Origin of the sequence: Salinigranum rubrum (genome assembly GCF_002906575.1) — an archaeon.
GTDB classification, from domain to species: domain Archaea; phylum Halobacteriota; class Halobacteria; order Halobacteriales; family Haloferacaceae; genus Salinigranum; species Salinigranum rubrum.
Genome location: NZ_CP026309.1, coordinates 2636840 through 2655517 on the forward strand (window position 1 = coordinate 2636840; position 18678 = coordinate 2655517).

Annotated in this window: 20 protein-coding genes and 2 pseudogenes; 8 read left to right on the forward strand and 14 right to left on the reverse strand. The window is 63.5% G+C overall.

All coding sequences use genetic code 11. The features are described from left to right. Positions 1-237: 237 nt before the first annotated feature. On the reverse strand, positions 238-705 hold the full coding sequence (locus tag C2R22_RS12995) for a type II toxin-antitoxin system VapC family toxin (RefSeq protein WP_103426132.1): 468 nt from the start codon (positions 703-705) through the stop codon (positions 238-240). Continuing rightward, a complete protein-coding gene (locus C2R22_RS13000; RefSeq protein WP_103426133.1) occupies positions 698-982 on the reverse strand; it encodes an AbrB/MazE/SpoVT family DNA-binding domain-containing protein in 285 nt (94 codons plus the stop codon). The genes C2R22_RS12995 and C2R22_RS13000 overlap by 8 nt, the downstream gene beginning before the upstream one ends. 508 nt (positions 983-1490) lie before the next feature. Between C2R22_RS13000 and C2R22_RS13005 the strand changes: the two genes are divergently transcribed. Continuing rightward, positions 1491-1682, forward strand: coding sequence for a DUF1328 family protein (locus tag C2R22_RS13005; RefSeq protein ID WP_103426134.1), 192 nt, complete (start codon positions 1491-1493; stop codon positions 1680-1682). Between the two features lie 242 nt (positions 1683-1924). Here the strand turns inward: C2R22_RS13005 and C2R22_RS13010 are convergent, their stop codons facing one another. From C2R22_RS13010 to C2R22_RS13045, 8 genes are read right to left on the reverse strand one after another with little or no spacing between them, the layout of a single operon-like run. Next, positions 1925-2443 carry a hypothetical protein gene (locus tag C2R22_RS13010; protein ID WP_103426135.1) on the reverse strand — a complete coding sequence of 173 codons (519 nt, stop codon included), beginning with the start codon at positions 2441-2443 and terminating at the stop codon, positions 1925-1927. Between the two features lie 51 nt (positions 2444-2494). Continuing rightward, entirely contained in the window at positions 2495-2779 is a 285-nt protein-coding gene (locus C2R22_RS27165) for a gas vesicle protein (protein WP_394342363.1), read from the reverse strand. Further along, positions 2769-3620, reverse strand: a complete 852-nt coding sequence (gene gvpL / locus C2R22_RS13020; protein WP_103426137.1) for a gas vesicle protein GvpL — start codon at positions 3618-3620, stop codon at positions 2769-2771. The genes C2R22_RS27165 and gvpL overlap by 11 nt, the downstream gene beginning before the upstream one ends. Next, the gene (locus C2R22_RS13025) at positions 3617-3967 is read right to left on the reverse strand and encodes a gas vesicle protein K (RefSeq protein WP_103426138.1); all 351 of its coding nucleotides are present in this window, start codon (positions 3965-3967) and stop codon (positions 3617-3619) included. The genes gvpL and C2R22_RS13025 overlap by 4 nt, the downstream gene beginning before the upstream one ends. Further along, complete coding sequence (gvpJ, locus tag C2R22_RS27480; protein WP_103426139.1) at positions 3954-4454, reverse strand: gas vesicle protein GvpJ; 501 nt, start codon at positions 4452-4454, stop codon at positions 3954-3956. Before gvpJ ends, C2R22_RS13025 begins: the two co-directional genes overlap by 14 nt. Then, entirely contained in the window at positions 4447-5370 is a 924-nt protein-coding gene (locus C2R22_RS25085) for a hypothetical protein (RefSeq protein ID WP_162562477.1), read from the reverse strand. The genes gvpJ and C2R22_RS25085 overlap by 8 nt, the downstream gene beginning before the upstream one ends. Then, positions 5367-5618: a gas vesicle protein GvpG gene (gene gvpG, locus C2R22_RS13040; RefSeq protein ID WP_103426140.1), complete on the reverse strand. Its 252-nt coding sequence runs from the start codon at positions 5616-5618 to the stop codon at positions 5367-5369. The genes C2R22_RS25085 and gvpG overlap by 4 nt, the downstream gene beginning before the upstream one ends. 6 nt (positions 5619-5624) lie before the next feature. After that, positions 5625-6245, reverse strand: coding sequence for a GvpL/GvpF family gas vesicle protein (locus C2R22_RS13045; protein WP_103426141.1), 621 nt, complete (start codon positions 6243-6245; stop codon positions 5625-5627). A gap of 174 nt (positions 6246-6419) precedes the next feature. Here C2R22_RS13045 and gvpA point away from each other — a divergent pair, with 174 nt between their 5' ends. Together gvpA and gvpO are read left to right on the forward strand one after the other, a co-directional pair. Then, a complete protein-coding gene (gene gvpA / locus C2R22_RS13050) occupies positions 6420-6713 on the forward strand; it encodes a gas vesicle protein GvpA (protein ID WP_394342364.1) in 294 nt (97 codons plus the stop codon). Positions 6714-6725: 12 nt separating this feature from the next. After that, on the forward strand, positions 6726-7208 hold the full coding sequence (gene gvpO / locus C2R22_RS13055) for a gas vesicle protein GvpO, halophile-type (protein WP_103426143.1): 483 nt from the start codon (positions 6726-6728) through the stop codon (positions 7206-7208). 741 nt (positions 7209-7949) lie between these two features. Here the strand turns inward: gvpO and xacF are convergent. Further along, positions 7950-9356 carry a 2,5-dioxovalerate dehydrogenase gene (xacF, locus tag C2R22_RS13060; protein ID WP_103426144.1) on the reverse strand — a complete coding sequence of 469 codons (1407 nt, stop codon included), beginning with the start codon at positions 9354-9356 and terminating at the stop codon, positions 7950-7952. A gap of 107 nt (positions 9357-9463) precedes the next feature. Here xacF and C2R22_RS13065 point away from each other — a divergent pair, with 107 nt between their 5' ends. Together C2R22_RS13065 and C2R22_RS13070 are read left to right on the forward strand one after the other, a co-directional pair. Continuing rightward, positions 9464-10438: a mannonate dehydratase gene (locus C2R22_RS13065; protein ID WP_103426145.1), complete on the forward strand. Its 975-nt coding sequence runs from the start codon at positions 9464-9466 to the stop codon at positions 10436-10438. A gap of 249 nt (positions 10439-10687) precedes the next feature. After that, positions 10688-11728 (forward strand): mannonate dehydratase, encoded by a 1041-nt coding sequence (locus C2R22_RS13070; protein ID WP_216824730.1) that lies wholly within the window; start codon positions 10688-10690, stop codon positions 11726-11728. Positions 11729-11781: 53 nt separating this feature from the next. Here C2R22_RS13070 and C2R22_RS13075 read toward each other — a convergent pair whose 3' ends face one another. Together C2R22_RS13075 and C2R22_RS13080 are read right to left on the reverse strand one after the other, a co-directional pair. Further along, positions 11782-12546: an IclR family transcriptional regulator gene (locus C2R22_RS13075; RefSeq protein ID WP_103426146.1), complete on the reverse strand. Its 765-nt coding sequence runs from the start codon at positions 12544-12546 to the stop codon at positions 11782-11784. An 854-nt stretch (positions 12547-13400) separates the two neighbouring features. Further along, positions 13401-14272: pseudogene (locus C2R22_RS13080) on the reverse strand (fumarylacetoacetate hydrolase family protein). A 248-nt stretch (positions 14273-14520) separates the two neighbouring features. Here C2R22_RS13080 and C2R22_RS13085 point away from each other — a divergent pair. Continuing rightward, a complete protein-coding gene (locus tag C2R22_RS13085; protein WP_216824731.1) occupies positions 14521-14925 on the forward strand; it encodes a PPC domain-containing DNA-binding protein in 405 nt (134 codons plus the stop codon). 65 nt (positions 14926-14990) lie between these two features. Continuing rightward, on the forward strand, positions 14991-15755 hold the full coding sequence (locus C2R22_RS13090) for an SDR family NAD(P)-dependent oxidoreductase (RefSeq protein ID WP_103426148.1): 765 nt from the start codon (positions 14991-14993) through the stop codon (positions 15753-15755). Here the strand turns inward: C2R22_RS13090 and C2R22_RS13095 are convergent. Further along, positions 15756-16819 (reverse strand): annotated as a pseudogene (locus C2R22_RS13095) (Ldh family oxidoreductase). It lies immediately after the preceding gene. Positions 16820-16988: 169 nt separating this feature from the next. Between C2R22_RS13095 and C2R22_RS13105 the strand changes: the two are divergent. Further along, positions 16989-18536, forward strand: a complete 1548-nt coding sequence (locus tag C2R22_RS13105) for an extracellular solute-binding protein (protein WP_162562478.1) — start codon at positions 16989-16991, stop codon at positions 18534-18536. Positions 18537-18678: the final 142 nt, after the last annotated feature.

Below are 18678 nucleotides of genomic sequence, written 5' to 3' on the forward strand. Positions count from 1 at the left end.
TTGGATTGGCTTGGGAGACAGTCGAGGATCACGAGGAACAACAGCCAGATCAATTACCGCTAACATCTGACCGCCTTGACAGCCTTGTTGAACGGGGTCACGTATTAGCTAGAAACCTCAACGATCAGTTCTAGGAAATCACCTCAAGGTAGCGAGCTCGTGGATCTGAGTGAGGGACAGTATTTTGACGAACAGTAGTTGGCAGTACAGTTCCTCTATCCAGCCTTAGGAGTGGAATCAACTTTCAAGAAGGCGGTTCAGTTCGGTGAACTCAGAGGGAGAGAGAATGATCTCAGTGTCGAACGCATCGAATCGTTCGAAGTCGTCGTCAATCGTCAACACAGTATTCACACCCTCTGCGATCGCTACCTGAGCGTAGTATCCGTCCCACCCCTCAATGTTCGCGCTGCCTGCACGAGACAGAGCCTCGTGGACAAGAGCCTCAGACATTCCATCGTACCAGTGAATTCGTTTCGCACTCAAGAAATTTTGAAGCAGCTTTGCCGCCTCTGTATTCGAGTATCCGAGGTGGTTCCGTAGCACGTGGTGCGCTCCGAGAACTGCTGTACGGGGAACAATCGCGTCGATTTCTCCCGCGATTGCATCACGGACGTACCCGAGTGCGTTCTCTTGAACCGGAGTCTCTGCGTGGGCGAGGGCGATAACACCCACGTCAAACAGGTACGGCTCAGAGTCGTCACTCATCGAATTCGTCCTTCGCACCGTTTCGGACGTTGTCGCGGAAATCCTCGCTGATCGGGTCCGCGTTGTCCGAGAACGGCCTCGTCTCTCCTCGCTTTTTCGAGAACTCTGCAATCAGTTGGTCCATCCGATGAAGGACTTCTTCGGGGTCGTCTTCGGGTTCGACGACAGCTTTCCCGTTTTCTTCGCGAACATCCACTTCTGTGCCAGGGGTGATCCCGAGGCGTTCCCGAACCTCCTTGGGGAGGACGATTCGCCCTTTTGAATCCACTTTAGCCATATTCCCACTCTAGGTGGGACCAGATATGATTGTTGCGGTCAGAGTGCCGATCCCACTCTTGGGTCTGAATAAAGAGACCGCCTCACCGACTACTGAGAATATGCTGTCAATCGCAACCACCGATTGATTTTGTGGAGAGGCGGTCTCGACTCTGTTAGAAGGCACGACAGCAACGACCCCTATCCAGCAGTTGGATGGGCCAAACGAACCCCAACACCGTGATCCAAGCGTCGGTTCACGAAATTGGTGGATACAGCGGTTCTCGGCTAAGAATCCGTTGGCTCACGATCGTGCAGAATTTGGATGGGCCCTGACGGAGTTAAATCGGGCCGAGGCTGGCTCTGCAAGCACAACTTCCTGGGAGCTACAGGGTGTCGTTACAGCCGATGCAGTCGACACGAATCACGCCAGCCGCAGCGGGTCGGTCCGACCCGCGCGTACGACGACACCGAGACGAACAGACGACGAGACACCACCGGACGGAGAACGCGTCACGACGAGGTGGCAAATGAACCCCACTTCGGTCGCACTGCTTCCGTTGCAGTCCGGCGGATTCCTCGGCTGGGCCATCGCGTTCTTCATCATCGCGATAATCGCCGCCCTCGCGGGGTTCCGGGGCGTCGCGGGCATGACGATGAGTATCGCGAAGATACTCGTCGTCGTCTTCCTCGTCCTGGCCGTCGTCTCGCTCCTCCTGTAGTTCGGCGGTGTCGCGGCCGGGTCCGCCGTCGAGGTTCGCGGTTCTGACCCGACTCGTTCGACAGAGTGCGGACCGTACGAAGAGACGACCAGCGTCACAGCCGTGAGACGAGAGGCGTGTCGCAGGTCGACGACGTCCTCCTCGCCGTGAACGGCGGGACGCTCTCCGTGAGTCAGGTAGTGTCAGGTAGTGTCAGGAACGGGTGGACGAATCGGCTCGAACGCGGTCCGCGCGGACCGGTCTCAGTTCGTCGCCGCGTCTTCGGCGGGTGCCGTGGGCCGTTCGCCCTCGGGAATCTCGTCGTCGTCGTCCGAGTCGGCGTCAGCGTCGACGTCGTCGTCGTCCGCTTCGGAGCCGTCGGCCGCAGTGGAGTCGTCGGTGTCGACGGCGTCCTCGTCTCCGCTGGTACTGGTTCCATCATCACCCGACAGCGAGTCGTCCGTGCTCGGGTCGTCGCTTCGTCGTCGACGGGTCGCGAGGTACGCGCCTCCCGCCAAGAAACCGACGAGCAGGAGGAATCGCTTCCCGCTCGGTCGGCCCGACGACGTGGGGTCGTCTCCGTCGTCACCGTCGGCTTCGTGGCCGCCCGAGTCGTCCGCGTCCGATGCGTCGGTCTCGTCCGCGTACACCCCCTCGCGTGTCTCGGTCGCATCGTGTTCCGCGAGCGCCTCCCGGACGGCTTCCCGGACGGGTTGTTTGATCGCTCGCTCGACGAAGTCGGTCGACCAGGTACGCGCTGGTTCCGCTTGGCTATCGCTCATGCGGGTGGAGGTCGCACCGACGTGGCCAGTAGGTTCTGCTTGCACCTGCAGTCACCGGTCGGCGTCGTCACCACGCTCGACACCGGACTCGGACTCGAACTCGGAGGAGGGCTGCGCCTGAAGGCGTACCTCCTCGTCCCAGGCGGTCAGCATCCCGGCGTCGCGCATCGCCGCCATGCCCGCGACGGCGGCGCGGAGTTCGAGGCCGACGAGCGGGACGTCGGCGACGCTGACGAGCACGTCGGCCTCGACGACGACGCCGTCGCGCAGGAGGACGTCGGCGAGGTCGACGACGGCGTCCTCGGACTCGCGCGTCGGCCGCACGTCACGGCTCACCCCCGAGCGACGGCGCGAACGAGTACGGCGGCCACGGGCCGGTGAACCGGACTTCGACGCCGGGTCGGGAGGCGAAGTCCTCCAACCGGTCGCCGAGTTCCGACTCGTGAGCCTCCCGCGCGAGCACCGTCAGCGTGTTCCGGACCCGGTCGTCGTCCGCCCGCGTTTCCGAGCCGAGGTCGGTCGACCCCGACCCCGAAGACGCTTCGAGACGGTCGACCAGCGGGCGCAGTCGGTCGCGGAGGTCGTCCATCGCCCCCTGCCGGTGCGCCGCTTTCACCTCGGCGAGCCGACGGTCGTACTGTTTCCCCACGAGGAACGACCGCCCGTCGCTGGCCTCGTCGCGTTTTCGACGGAGTTCGGCGAGTCGGCTGTCGTCCGAGGCGAGCCGGTCGCCGAGCGTCGACTCGTCCCACGACACCTCGATCCGGTACTCCCACGTCCCCGCGAGCGAGTCGAGCGCGTCGGACAGCTTCGGCTCGTGGGTGCGGAGCCAGGCGCGGACCGCCGCGTCGTCCCCCTGGAGCACCGTGTCGAAGCGGAACGGCAGCGGCGTGCCGAACGCCTCTCCCATCCGGTCGACGACGGTCTGGTGCTGGAGGAGCCACCGTCGCACGGTGTCGACGTCGTCCGAGTCGAAGAGGGAGCGACACGGGTGGGTAGCGACGACGAACCCGGCGTCACGGACGAGCGTGACGTCGCCACCACCGACGCCGGCCGTGTCTTCGAGCGTCACACCCGGCTCGTCCTCGACGACGCAGTAGAGGTAGCGACCCGTCTCGAACGACGCCGTCGCGTCCGAGCCGTCCGACCGTCCCCGGGGTTCGGGTTCGGGGCTCATCGACCGTCACCTCCCGCCGCTCCCTGTCGCTGTGGGACGCCGGAGTCGTCGACGCGCCTGATGGCGCTCTCGACGAGACCGTCGAGCCGGCCGCGGAGGCGGTCGACCTCGTCGTCGACGCCCTCGCGGGCGGCGAGCTGTTCGATCTCGGTCTCGAGCGTCGCGAGTTGGGTTCCGAGGCGCTCGACCTCCTCGTCGGTGAGATCGCCGCGTTCCATCCGGCGGACCGCCTCGCGCTCGAGCACCTCGACGAGGATTTCGACGACCGCGATGACGAGTGCGACCAGGCCGTTGGCCCCGCCCTCCGCCGTCCCGTCGGCGGACGCGGGGAGGTCAATCCGCGTCATCGTCACCCCCCGAAGGCGCCTCGGCGTCGGCGTCGGCCACGTTCTCGGCCTCGCCCGCGTCGTTCGCCTCACGCTCGCTCGACCGACTGCCGTCGTCTTCCGCTCCCCCGCTGTCGGAGGTCGGGCGGACCGAGATGTACGGATCGGAACCACGGCCCGTGCCGTCGTTGCCCGTCTCCTCGCCGTCGGAGACCGGCCGGGCCGAGATGTACGGGTCGGAGCCGCGGTCGACGCCGCCTTCGGTCGTGATCGGCGGACGGCCGGAGGCTCGTTCGAGCCGCCTCTGGTCGGTCCCCGCGGGGAACTCGAGCCCGTACTCGGCCGCCGTGTCGAACGACGCGATCGCCGCGCGGACGCGGACGCCGAGGAGTTCCGTGTCACCGACGGTCACGACGATGTCCGCGTTGACGACCACGCCCTTGTCGAGCACCAGTTCGACCACGTCGGAGAGGTCGCTCTGCGCTCTGACGGGACCGGGGTCACTCATCGCTCTCACCCCTCGCGTCGTCGAACCGCCGGCCGTAGATTCGTCTTCGGTTCGGGGCGGAGGAGTATCTCGTCTCCTCGGGAACGGTCGAGTGCCGGACGGCGTTCCGCCCGAGACCCGTCCGTGACATCGTCGAGACGGCCGTCGGGTTTCGGGAGTGCGACGCCTGCGACCGCCGGGCTTCGGACTCCTGACGGTTCGCCTCGTACAGCTCTTCGAGACGGTCGTGGAGGTCGAGCAGCCCCTCGCGGAACTCGCTGACGGCGTCGCTCACGCCCGATTGAATCGCGTTCTCGGCGGTCTCGCCGTGGAGCTCCGACCCCTCGACGAACGACACGGCGGAACCGTCCGGCAGGGCGTCGTCCGAGTCGTCGCTGTCACCGCCACCGTCCTCGCCGACGAGTTCTTCCAGTTCCGATTCGAGCTGTCGAAGCTGTCGCCACGCCTCCCGGACGTCGACGTGGCTCCACACGTCGCTCGGGTCGACGAACGAAGTGACGTCGAGGTGTGCATCGTCGTCCGCGCCGTCCCCGTCGACGACGGGGAGGTCGGACTCGTCGGCGACGTCCGGGAGGTCGCCCCAGTCGAGCGCCGCCAGCAGGTCGAGCGCGTCGACGGTACCCGCGAGGTCACCGAGTTCGTCGACGACGTCCTCGACGTTGTCGGCGTGTTCGACGGCCGCGGTGAGCGCCGATAGCTCGTCGAGCGCCGCGTCGACCCGGTCGGTTCGTCCGTCGTCCCCGTCAGACGGGTCGGCATTCCCGTCAGCATCGGGACCACTCGCAGCTCGGTCGGCATCCCCGCCGTCCCGCTCGGAGCCACCCTCGGGCGTGTCGTCGGGACCGGTCTCGGTGAGGGAACCGACCGTCTCGATAACCCGTTTGAGCGCGTCCGTGGTCCGCTCGGACGGAGTCATCTCATCACCTCGACCTTGCCGCTGAGGCGGTCGCGAGCCTCCATCGCGATGTCGAGTGCGTCCTCCAGTTCGGTCTTGCGTCGGGTGTACTCCGCATCGGACCGTTCGCCGATCTCGTAGAGCAACTGGTTCTCCTTGAGGTCGTCTCGGATCCCCTCGACGTCGTAGCACTCTTCGAGCGCCATGTCGTGAAGCGTTCGGAGGAGAAAGGTGAACGGCCGGACGAGGAGGTCATCGAGCAGTAACATCCTGTGTCAGCGCTCCGCACCGATGTGGATGTCGACGAAGTTGTACGGCGCGTACGGTCCGGTGTAGCGGACGGTCAGCGAGTCGTGTCGCTCGCGAACCCGGTCGATCGCGTCGTCGAACGCCTCCCGCTCGGCCCGTTCGACGAGATACGACCGGTTCAGCACCAGTCGGTCGCTGAACTGGTCACCGTCTGCTTCCGCCACGCTCGCGCTGGCGAGTTCCTCGGAGACCGACTCCGTGACCGCCGGCGGGACTCCCCCATCGTCGGGTGCGACGACCTTCACCCCGAACTCGAAGGTCCCGTCGACCTCGTTGAGGCTGCGGGTGAACGTGGGGCGGCCGCTCCGGAGAACGTTCCGCAGCGGTCCCTCCCCCTCGAACACCATGCCGAACTGCATGGGGACCACGGTCCGCCCGTCGCCACCGGTCATCACCGAACGGAGGACCTCGTCGTGTGCCTGGACGTTCTCGTCCGTTCGCGGCGGTTCCCGCTCTTCGACGTCGCTCACGACGGCCGCGAGCGGGTCGTGTTCGACGGTCCGCACTTCCGTTGCGTCCTCGACTCCGTCGAGGGACGCCGTGAACGGCGCGGCGTCGGTGACCCCGTAGACGTACACTTTGCTCATAGAACTGTACACTCGCACGCACGTCCACCAACCCGTCGCTTGCACATGCAGCCAAGAGCGAGAGCTTCGTGGCACGCGCGGCCATCGAGGGAGTCCGACGAAGGGTGCGTTTCGGGCGACGGCGAGCGCCGGCAGGGTGCACGCGCAAGCAACAGCCGCAAGCACGAACCCCGTGTGGGTAGTCTCATGGCACGACCTGACTCTTCGAGTCTCGCCGAAGTGCTGGACCGCATCCTCGACAAAGGAATCGTCATCGACGTCTGGGCACGGATCTCCGTCGTCGGGATCGAACTGCTCACCGTCGAAGCACGCGTGGTCGCCTCCTCCGTCGACACGTTCCTCCACTACGCCCAGAGCATATCCAAAGTGGAGATGGCGTCACAGTCGGGGGACCTCTCCGACATGGAGGACATCGAAATCGAGACGCCGACGCGACCGTCCTCGTACGAGCAGGCGCCGACGCAGTAACACCGCCGAACGATGGCCACTGCTTCAGACGGCTCTCGCTGCCGGGCACGCACCGACGACGGCGACCGATGCGAGCGCACCGCGCAGGACGACGGCTTCTGCTACCAACACGGGCCGGACGACCCGACGGTCGACGAGGCCGACGGGGACGAAGAGACCGGCGCGAGCGAGGAGACCGACGGGGACGAAGAGACCGAGGACGGCTCGAACGACGACCGGAGCGTCGAGCGAGGACCGCTCGTCGAGGTCCGCGAGCGGGTCGTCGCGAACGCGGCCGGTCTCGTCGGGCACCCGCTGGACAACGTCGTCGCGATCACGAGTCGCGACGAGGGCTGGACGGCGACCGTCGAGGTCGTCGAACGGACGGCCGTTCCCGACACACAGGACATCCTCGGACGGTACGAACTCCTGCTCGACGACTCCCCGGTCGTCACCGAGTATCGCCGAGTCGGTCGCTCCCGGCGAGGGGACACGGAGCAGGAAGAACAGCTCTGAAGGCGACACGGACTCGCTGAAGCCGGTCCCAGGAGGAGTCGATAACCGGGTCGCGCTCGCGTTCGGCCGCGAGCATCGGCCCGTCTCGTTTTCGGGGGGAGAGGGGGGACACGACCGGCCCCGAGCGGAGGTACGCCCCGAGAGACGTGTCCGAACCGGGGTCGACAACATTGCATATGGCATCGAATACGCTGCTGTCAGTCGATGAGAGCACACCGGAGCACGTTTGATAGAAGGCGAGTCACGTCTCGGCGGCAGGCGTAACTGGACGCGGCCGAACGCGAGCGACCCGAATCCGTCGTCGGGAACCTCCGCGAACGTGTCGAGGTCCGCCCACGATTATTTTGATATTAGTAATTAAATAAACTAAGATCAAAGGGGATAACCTTGCGATGGAAAAAGTACTATTACAATAAATTGAGATTATTTCTACCCGAATGTATAGAATATAGATATAATATTGTATTTAATACAGATAATCGGACCATATATCCACTATAGAGTATTTTTATGTCGATATAGACAAGGTAACGAGCAATAGAACGATAACCCGAAAATGTCGACTTCTAAGGTGCTCGGAGCCAACTAATCCAACCCGGTCACGAATTCACTGCTACGCATCGCTCCTCAAAGACGAACCGGCGGTAGCCCAGCCGCACGCGATTAATCCAATTACTTAAATCCAAACACTGACACCGACCGAATTCCACAGGGGCATCGAAGGTGCAGGAGACCAGCTATTCAGTAGTTCATGTAGACCGTTTTCGAGAGGGTGTAGAACTCGAGTCCGGCGTCTCCCTGTTCTCGATACGTTTCGCTTGAGGAGGCTTTCTGTCCGCCGAAGGGGACGTGGAGTTCGAGCCCGGTCGTCTTGTCGTTGACCTTTGCGACGCCGGCCTCGATCTCGTCAACGAACCGGTTCGCCTCGGTCAACTCCTGCGTGACGATACTGGCCGAGAGGCCAAACTCCACGTCGTTAGCGACTTCCATCGCTTCCTCGAAGTCGCCGACCGGAAGGACCGCGAGCACGGGGCCGAACACTTCCTCACACGAGATTCGCATCTCCGGGCTGGCGTCGGCGAAGACCGTCGGCTCCACGAAGTGACCGTTGTCGTACGGCGCGCCGGTGAGTCTGGAACCTCCCGTAAGCAAGGTCGCCCCTTCGCCGCGAGCGATGTCGATGTACTCCAGCGTACCCTGCAGTTCGTCAGCCGACACCTGGGGTCCCATGTCGGCACCGTCCAGCCCGGGACCGACCGTGATCGACTCGGCGGCCACGACGAGCGCTTCGAGGAACTCGTCGTAGACGTCTTCGTGGACGATTGCGCGTGAGCAGGCCGTACAGGCTTGGCCGGTGACGCCGAACGCGCCGCTCGCGACGATGTCGACCGCCCGCTCGAGATCCGCACTCGGCATGACGACCGTCGGATTCTTACCCCCCATCTCCAACTGCACCCGCTTGCCGGCCTCCTGTGCGGCGGCGCCAACCGCCAGGCCGACGCTCGTGCTCCCGGTGAACGAGACGGCGTCCACGCCCTCGTGCTCGGTGAACACCGACCCAACGACGCTTCCCGGCCCAGTCACCATGTTGACGACGCCCGGCGGTAACCCGGCATCGTCGAGGCACTCGACGAGCATTCGTGCGACGTCCGGCGCGTTGGTCGCGGGCTTGAACACGACGGCGTTCCCCGTTGCCAGTGCCGGGGCGAGTTTCCACGCCGGGATGGCGATCGGGTAGTTCCACGGGGTGATGAGCGCCGCGACGCCCATCGGTTCCTGGACGGTGTACAGCGTCGTATCGGGACTGCTCGCGGCCTTGACCGTCCCGCGAAAGTCCCGTGCTTTCGCGCCGTAGTACGCGAAGATGTCGACCGCCCGCTGGACCTCGCCTGCCGCCTCTGGTCTCGCCTTTCCCTCCTCGCGAATCAGCGCCTCGGTCAGTTCGTTTTTTCGAGCCGCGAGGCGTTCGGAGGCCGCTTGCAGGATGCGACCGCGCTCCGGTCCGGGCGTCGTCTCCCACCCGTCGGCCGCGGCGACCGCGGCCTCCACTGCCCGAGTCGCGTCCGCCGGGTTGACGTTCTCGAACGTCTCCCCCGTCTCGGCTGCGATCCACTCGCCGTCGACGAAGTTGTGGTGACTGTTACCCATCAGCAACCGGTATGCACAGCCAGTATAGACTTCTTTCGGTCCGCTGGCCCAGGTCCTCGATTGTTCGTCAGCGGTGACTATTTGACACCTGCCCGCGGATGCCTCGCATGGTCGAACCAGCACTGATTCTCCCCCCAACCCCGGACGACCGATGGCACCTCGCCACCCAACTGGGTGTGACGAAGGCCGTGATCCACCCGATCGAGATCGGAGACGGACGAACGCAGTGGACGTACGACGACCTCCTCGGCCTGCGCAACTGGCTCGCGGAGGTCGGCCTCGAGTTCGCCGTCCTCGAAGGGTCGGTCCCCATCTCGGACCGGGTCCGCCTCGGGCAACCGGGACGCGACGAGGACATCGAGACGTTCAAACGGTTCCTGCGGGCGTGCGGTAGCGTCGGCATTCCGGTTGTCTGTTACGACTGGATGGTCGGGGTCCGGTGGGCGCGGACGCGCGCACACGTCGAGGCGAGGGGTGGATCGTACGTGACAGCGTACGACATCGACGACACCGAGGGGCATCCGACGACGGCCGGTTACGAGGACGTCGATGCGGCACAACTGTGGGAGGCGCTCGACTACTTCCTCGGAGAGGTCGTCCCCGTCGCGGAGGAAGCAGGCGTCAAGCTCGGCCTGCACCCGGACGACCCGCCGCGCTCCGAGCTCAGAGGGATCCCGCGTATCGTCACCTCCGTCGACGCGTACGACCGTGTCGTCGACCTCCACGAGAGTCCGTACAACGGCATCACGTTCTGTCAAGGGAACTTCGCGGCGATGGGCGCTGATATCCCCGCGGCGATCGAGCGATTCTCGGAGCGCATTCACTTCGTCCACTTCCGGGACGTCGACGGTGACGCCGATCGGTTCGTCGAGACGTGGCACGACGCGGGTCCGACAGACATGTTCAGTGCGATGTGCGCCTACGTCGATCACGTCGCCGAGGGCGTCCCGATGCGGCCGGACCACGTTCCGACGATGAGAGGCGAGGACAACTCGAACCCGGGCTATCACACTAAGGGTCGACTGTTCGCCATCGGCTACATGAGGGGGCTCCTCGAAGCCGCCCGGGCGGACCGAGGCTGAGCGACGGCCCGCGACGCTGTCAGTGACCCCCGACTGAGTCGGAGGCGTCCCCTCGCGTCTCCGTGACTGCCAGGCACGAACGGAGGACACCTCGGTGAACTCCACCCACCCCACTCGCAATGCCCGCTCCTCGGGGGCGGAGGCGCCACCTCACAGCATGCTGGACGGCAAGTGCGAACGATGTCGACGAGATACCGACGGGCGCTCATGGGGCGTACGCTTATCGCGTTCCCCGACGAGAGGTGAGCCATGGATCAGAGAGACAGCGTGCCGTTCGACGAGTTGCCGATGCGGATCGGGCTCGGGCAGTTCAGGGACCCGACCGACGCCCGACTCCGGTTCATCAAACAACTCGGCGTAGACGACGTGCTCCTCAACATGTACCGGTACTCACCGGACTACCCGCACCTGCCGAACCGCGACCGTCCGTTGCTCGCCACCCCTGAGGAGTGGACCGTAGACGCACTGGTCGAACTCCGCGAGCGCGTCGAGCGAGCGGGCATCCGGCTGAACGCCATCGAGAACGTCCCCATCGCGTTCTACGACCACGTCATGCTCGGCGGCGACCGGTGCGAGGAACAGCTCGATGACCTCCGACAGATCGTGAGGAACCTCGGCGAGGCGGGAATTCCGATGTTCGGCTACCACTGGATGCCGAGCGGGGTGTGGCGGAACGTCGAAGCGACGGTCCGTGGCGACGCGCGAGCCTCGGGGTTCGACCTCGATGCGGTCGACGACGAGTTCACGCACGGCCGGGAGTACACCGAAGCGGAGCTGTGGGAAAACTACGAACGATTCCTGCGGGCAGTCCTCCCGGTCGCCGAGGAGGTCGGCTTGAAGGTGTGCCTCCACCCGAACGATCCCCCCGTGCCGTCGCTCGGAGGCGTCCCACAGCTGTTCCGGAACTTCGAGAACTTCCAGCGTGCGATGGAACTCGTCCCGAGTGACAACCACGGACTCGAGTTCTGTCTGGGCTGTTGGTCCGAGATGGGTGAGGACATCGAATCGGCACTCCAGTACTTCGGTGTGCGAGAGAAACTGTTCTACGTCCACTTTCGAGACGTCGACGGCACCGTTCCCCGGTTCAACGAGACGTTCATCGATCAGGGAAACTACGACGCCGTGCGGATCTTCGAACTGCTCGACGAAGTCGGGTTTCGCGGGATGATCATCCCCGATCACGTCCCCCACGTGGAAGGCGACTCGGAGTGGGACCACCGCGGCCGCGCTCACGCCGTCGGCTACCTGCAGGGCTTGCTCGCGATGTACCGCGCCCGCGACGACGCGTGAGCACCCCGTGAAGCTCTACAGAAAAGCGAGACGAGTGCCTGGGCAGAGGCGATTCACGAGTACGTCACGTTCAACTCGATGACGTTCACCGTCTCCATGAGCTTTTGTGCGAGTTCCTCTTCGAGGTAGTGGCCTTGCACGCGGTTCGATGGGCCGGAGACGCTCACTGCGCCGAGGACGCGGTCGTTGTTGCTCAGGATCGGTGCCGCAACGCACCGGAGCCCACGGATACGCTCGCCGTCGTCGAACGCGAGGCCACGTTCCCTGATCGCCGCGAGTTCCTCGTACAGCGTCTCCCGGTCGGTAATCGTGTTCGGAGTCGACTGCTCTAGCCCATGAGTGTCGATGATCTCTTCGACTCTCGATTCGTCGAGGTGCGCCAGGATAGCCTTTCCGAGCGCCGTGCTGTGCAGGCTTACGCGCGTCCCGACGTGGGCTTCGACCCGGACCGCGTTCTCTCCCCGGGCACGGTGGAGGTACGAGCCTCGGCCGTGTTCTTCGATCATCAGGTTCGCGAGTTCGCCCGTCGATTCGGCCAGTTTGTCCACCTCGGGGGTCGCAATCCCGAATATTTTCAATCGCTGCCGAGCGTACGCCCCGTACTCAAGAAAGCGAATACCGACCTGATACGTCGGCCCCTCTTTCACCACGAGTTCCTCTTGGTGGAGCGTGCTGAGATAGTTGTGAATCGTACTCTTCGGCATCCCGAAGTGTGTCGCGAGTTCGGTGGCCCCGGCCCCATCCAGTTCCATCAGCGCATCGAGGATGCTGAATGCAGTTTCGACTGACTTCACCGAGTTCTTGATTCTCTGAGTCATACAGTCGGTACGATGTGTCCGGGGCATATAGCTTTGTTTGATATTATCTAGCTAACACCCTCGATAGCGTTCGGGCACCTGCCTCCTGGAGCGTTCGTGTCACCGTCGGACGTGAGCAGCCCGAACCGCTGAACGTCGGCAGCCCGATTGCCGACCCACAGTCGACGAACGTGCTCCCTCGAGCGTCCCCGTCCGCTCACACTCCCGACGTTCACTGCGCCTCCTCGGTGAACCACTTACTGAGTCGGTCTGCCAGCGACAGCGCCGCTTCACTCGACGGCCTGCGTTTCAGACTGCCGCACCTGGCCGATGGGGGTTATTCGATACTACTGAACGATACACTACAATACCGGTCACTGTTCGTCCATCCGGCTCTTCGTTCTAAACTTCCGGATATCGGTCCTCAATCCCGGTTTCGGTCGGTTTTGATGTGATGGCTCCACAATATAGCTCCTCGTTCAGTATCGTAGGACGCGCATAGATTACACCAGTATAACTGTAAATCATGTGTGTCTATGCCATGGACGTGTATCGGTTCCGGGGTCTGAGCCGAACGCCGACACTGTCGGTAGCTCGTTCAGTAATACGGAATGAACGTTCTCGAAAGAACCACACGTAAAATGGACATTCGTCAATAGCGATCGAGGAGTAACTCGTATTCTAGTAAATATATGTCGAAGTGGTCGAATTCGACGAATTACGGGTGCCGACTTCCGCTCACTCACACCCGCGACCTGGGGTCGGACGAGGTGGCCGGGGCTGGGTCGGCGTGTGGCGTCGGACCAGTCGTCTGACGTCGGGAGGAGTGGGGTTCTGGAAACCGTTCGGCCGTCAGGTGGTGCGTAGAGGTCCGCTCACACACCCACGACGGGATTCACTAGCGTCCCGATTTCTTCGATATCGATGTGAATCATGTCGTCTTCGTGCAGGGTGAACTCGTCGGGGGAACGAGTGACGTACCGGTCATCAACACCGCGACCTCCGGAACCGCATTGTGGGCGACGAAACAGCGGGCCAATTCGTCGCACGACCGAACCATCTCAGCCGTCGAGGTCGCCTCCGAGAAGACCGTCTCGCCGTCTCGGATGATCTCCATCGACATTCGCAGGTCGTGAGGGTCGTCGATCGACTCGGCGGAGACCACGCACGGACCGATAGAACAGCAGCGGTCGTAGATCTTCGCCTGTGGGAGATACAGCGGGTTCGCCCCCTCGATCGATCGGCTCGATACGTCGTTACCGACGGTGTACCCGACGATGTCTCCGCGATAGAGGACGACCGCGAGTTCCGGTTCAGGTACGTTCCAGCTCGAATCGGTCCGGATTCCAACCGGTTCGTCGGGGGCGACGGTCCGATCCGCTGTCGCTTTGAAGAAAATTTCGGGCCGCTCGGCGTCGTACACGTCGATGTAGATCTCGGCCATCGAGCTCTCCGACTTTCGCGCTGCTTCACTGATCTCGTACGTCACACCCGCAGCCCAGACCTCGTCGGGGACGAGCGGGAGCAATCGGTCCCTGACAAGCGCCTCTCTCGGGACACGGTCGGCCGACCCGAACTGCCGACGGGCGAGTTCATCGATCGATACACCCGCGACGGACGCGGCATGAGCGAGTTCGCTGAACTTCGTCACGCCGGGATGGGCGGCTGTCAGGTCGAAGACACCGTCGTCGGTCTCGACAACGAAGCGCTGGACGCGTCTGTCCCCCGTTAGCTGGTAGTACCGCATGCTGACTACATTCCTGCTATCACATAAATACATAGTGGTCACTTGGTAGATTCGACGGACCTGACCCGACTCGACTCGACTCGACTCGATGTCCTGCCGTCGGCCTCCCTCTCAGCCTGACACGCCAGTGAATACGGTTCGGAATGTTCGCTGCCATGTCTGACAGACACAATCATTAAGTGCTCACCCCCTAAGGGTGGGGTCGTAGGAAATCACCTATGGAAACTTTCGAATCAGACGATGGTCACGTGTTTGTACTGCTCCACCCGGGCGACCTCGCCCTCGAATCGATCACCGAAGCGTGCGAGAAACACGAGGTCGATTCAGGGGTGATCGTCTCGGGTATCGGGACGTTCCGAAATCTCAACTTCCACTACGTGCCCACGACCGACTTCCCCGCTGAGAAGTCCGAGCGGAACACGTTCCTCAATCTGGACGGCGCGTGGGAGGTGGGAACGATCGACGGCGCAATCGCGGACGGCGACCCACACCTCCACCTCGTCGCATACAACGGTGAAGAGACCATCGCGGGTCACCTCGAAGACGGGTGTGAAGTGCACATCCTGAGCGAGATCGTCATCCGGAAGGTCGACGGGCTTGAACTGACCCGCAGGCCGAACGAGAAGAATGTCAACACGCTTCAGCGTCGGTAGTCCAACCGGGAGAGACACGTCTCGGTATTTATCCATGCAGACATACCCAACACAGCCTGTCGCTCATGCCTGATTATCCACCCGTCACGGTGAAGGGAAAGACGGCCGTCGTCATCGGCGGCACGAGCGGTATCGGGGAAGCAATCGCGCTCTCGTTCGCCGAGGACGGTGCGGACGTCGTCGCCACGAGTCGAACCCCTGCTGCAGTCGAGGCGACCGCCGAGCGGATCGAATCGTACGGCGCTCGAACGATCGAACAGCCGTGTGACCTCACCGACCGCGAGTCCATCGAGGTGCTCTGCAACGCGGTCCTCAGCGAGTTCGGTCGTGTCGACGTACTGGTCAACTCCGGCGCCGCCGCCGCTCGAACGCCGTTTCTCGAACTCGAAGAGGACGACTGGGGCCACGTCATAGACGTGTTGCTCACTGGCGTCTTCCGCTCGTGTCAGATCTTCGCGAGAGAGATGACCGACGGCAGCATCGTCAATCTCTCTTCGATGTCGGCCGACCTCGCTCGCGCTCGGCTGATGCCGTACTGTGCGGCCAAATCCGGAGTCAACGCATTGACGCGGTGTGCCGCCCGGGAACTCGCCCCGGACGTCAGGGTCAACGCCATCGCGCCGGGGTTCGTGATGACCCCACTCACCGAAGAGGAGTACGGTGAGGGGACAGAGCTCCGTGCGGGCATCGACGAGCGAGCGCTGGCCGGTCGCGTCGCCGACCGCGAGGAGATCGTCGGCTCCGCGCTGTACCTCGCCAGCGACGCGGCGAGTTACACCACGGGAGAAGTGTTGTTCGTCGACGGTGGGTTCACCAGAAACGCGCTGTAATCAGTCGAGCACAGGGGGTGTTTCAACCCCGTATCCCGCTGCGATCGACGTCAACTTCTCGAAAACGTTCCCGTTGACCGGGACACCGCGTTCGCGGTTCTCCACGAGGGCCCGCGATTCGATCTCGCCCGGCAGCAGTACTTCCTCGACGCCAGCGTCCGGCTCGATCGCCTTCAGCCCCTCGACGAACCGACCCACGTGCGCGAGGAACTCGTCGAGCGCTCTGAACGTGGCGATGTCGATCACGAGGAAGAAGTGACCGGCGTCCATCGACTGGTCGAAGTCGTCGTACAGCGAGCCGACGTCTGCGCTGATGTTCGCGCCGGACAGTACGCCACAAAGGAGGTCGACGATGACCCCGAGACAGTACCCCTTCGCACCTCCGAGCGGTCTGAGGGCCTCGATTCGAGTCGGGTCCGTCGTGGGAGACCCCTCGGCGTCGACGCCCCACTCTTCGGGCACTGACTCGCCCTTCTCGGCCGCGACGTGATCGATCTTCCCCATCGCCACGACGCTCGTCGCCATGTCGAGCGTGATCGGGTAGTCGAGCGGGGACGGGACGGAGACCGAGATGGGGTTCGTCCCGAGATACGGCTCCCTGCCGCCGAAGGGAATCACCTCTGCGGGCACGTTCGTCATCGCGAACCCGATGCAGTCGTGTTCGGCTGCCATCTCGGTGTAGTAGGCGGCGGTCCCGAAGTGATTACTGTGCTTGACGACGCCCACCGCGACTCCCGACTCCGCCGCCAGTTCGATGAGTCGTCGCATGGTCTCTGTCCCGCGCTCTGTCCCGGGCCGTGATCGGCGTCGACGACCAGCGCGCTCGGACTCCGCTCGGAGAGCACGATGTCCGGGTCCGGGTTGTACCCGCCCGCCTCGAGATGCTTGACGTAGGGTTCGAGTCTGGCGACGCCATGAGAGTCGACCCCTCGAAGATCCGCACGCACGAGCGCCTTTGCGACGATTTCTCGGTGTGGCGCAGTGAGACCTGCACCCGCGAGGACGTCCTCGGCGAACTGTTCCAGTGCCTCAGGTTCGAATCGCAGTGTAGCTGATTGCGTCATCGTCTCCAGCTACATCAACCATCATTTTTGTAATAAGTATTCGCATGGGGCGGACGCTCTCTTTTTGCCGGGTTCGCCGGGTTTGCAGCCGCACAGGGAGACGAACTGTGTCGGTTTGACGTCAGATAGATATATGTGTGTTAGGAATAATCATTGGAGAGACGGAGTCATGGTACAAGACAGCAGTCCGAGAGGCAGGGATAGAACTGTGCAGCGCCGACGGTTCCTCCAGGGAGCCGGTGCGGTGGGTGTCGCCGCGTTAGCAGGGTGTGCTGGCGGCGACGGTGACAATGGCGGGAGCGGCGGTGGAGGCGGTAGTGGCGGTGGTGGCGGCGGCAACGGAGGCGGTGACGGCAACAGTGGTGGTGACGGTGGCGACGGCGGGACGACCACTGGCTCGACCGGTGGGAAGTACGACGGCCTGACGATCACGTACTGGAACCGGTTCCACAACAACTCGGGCAGAGCGGCCGAGGCGATCAGAGGCGCCATCAGCCGGTTCGAGGACGACACGGGAGCGACCGTCGACGTGAACTACTCCGCGGGCGACCCGGGACAGCGCTGGCTCACGCTCGCACGCGAGGGGGAGCGTCCCCACATCATGGACCAGGTGTCGGGGTTCGTCGGTCCGTTCGTCGAGTTGGGCATCGCGAAACCGTTCCCCGAGTACAGAGACCTGTTCAGCGACGATCTCCTCGAGCAGACCGCCTGGCTGATGGATCCGCTCGGCGAACAGGCGTACGGCGGGTACGACGGCACCGCCTACGAGTTCAAATTCAGCAGCGAACCGCCGCGGCTCCTCCTCGCACGGAGAGACCACCTCGAAGCGGCGGGCCTCGACCCAGAGAGCGATTTCCCCCCGACAGACTTCGAGGACAGCGTTCGCATCGCTCAGACGCTTCAGGAGGACGGACCGGGGAACTACGGCTGGCAGATTTACGGGTCGTCGGGTGACGTCACCGACACGTGTACGGAAGACTGGCCTGTCGCGCAGGCTGGCCAGGCCGGAAAGATCCTGAACGAGGACTGGACCGACACACAGATCGACGACGAGCCGATCAAGACGACCTACGAGAACTTCGTCTCGCTCCACGTCGAGCACGAACTGTCCAGTCCGGGGACCGTGTCGATGTCAGACGAGGACGGCACCCAGCTCCTGATTCAGGGCGAAGCGAGCATGACGCAGGTCCCCGCCGCGACCTACGCGGACCTGCTGGCCAACGCCGAAGACCAGGTGATGAACGGTGACTTCATCTTCGGTCCCGCGTGGAAGGGTGAGTCGGGGGCGAGAGGGATCACAGGCGGCGACGGTGTCGTGTTCATCAATCCGACGGACGGCGCCGACGAAGCCGAGTGGGACCGCGCACAGGAGGCGGCCGCCGATATGCTCGAGAACTACCTGTACCACTCGATGGAGTTCCAGCGGACGATGTTCAGTACCATCGGGGGCGCGAACATCCGCGAGGACGTCACACCGGACGACATCAGGTCTGCGGTCGACGACCCCACGGGGTACGATCAGACGCAGATCATCGAGGCCACGAACACCTGCATCACCGATCAGAGTGGCTACTTCATCCAGGAGGCCGCCCCCTTCTTCGGCGAGATCCAGCAGGGGATCATGCCGGGGTACATCCAGCAGGCACTCCAGGGCGAGATAACCGCCAGCGAGGCGCTCGATCAGGCCGCACAGGAGGCGCGCGACCAGTTCTTCTGAGCGGTGCCGTTTCCTAGAAACAGTTATCAACGATCAATGATACCATCACTCAATGTCGACTGTTGACGTTAATTTGGACCTGATCAGACAGCGCGCCGGTCACGTAAGACAGGTCCTCAGGCGCGACTGGTTGACGTACAGT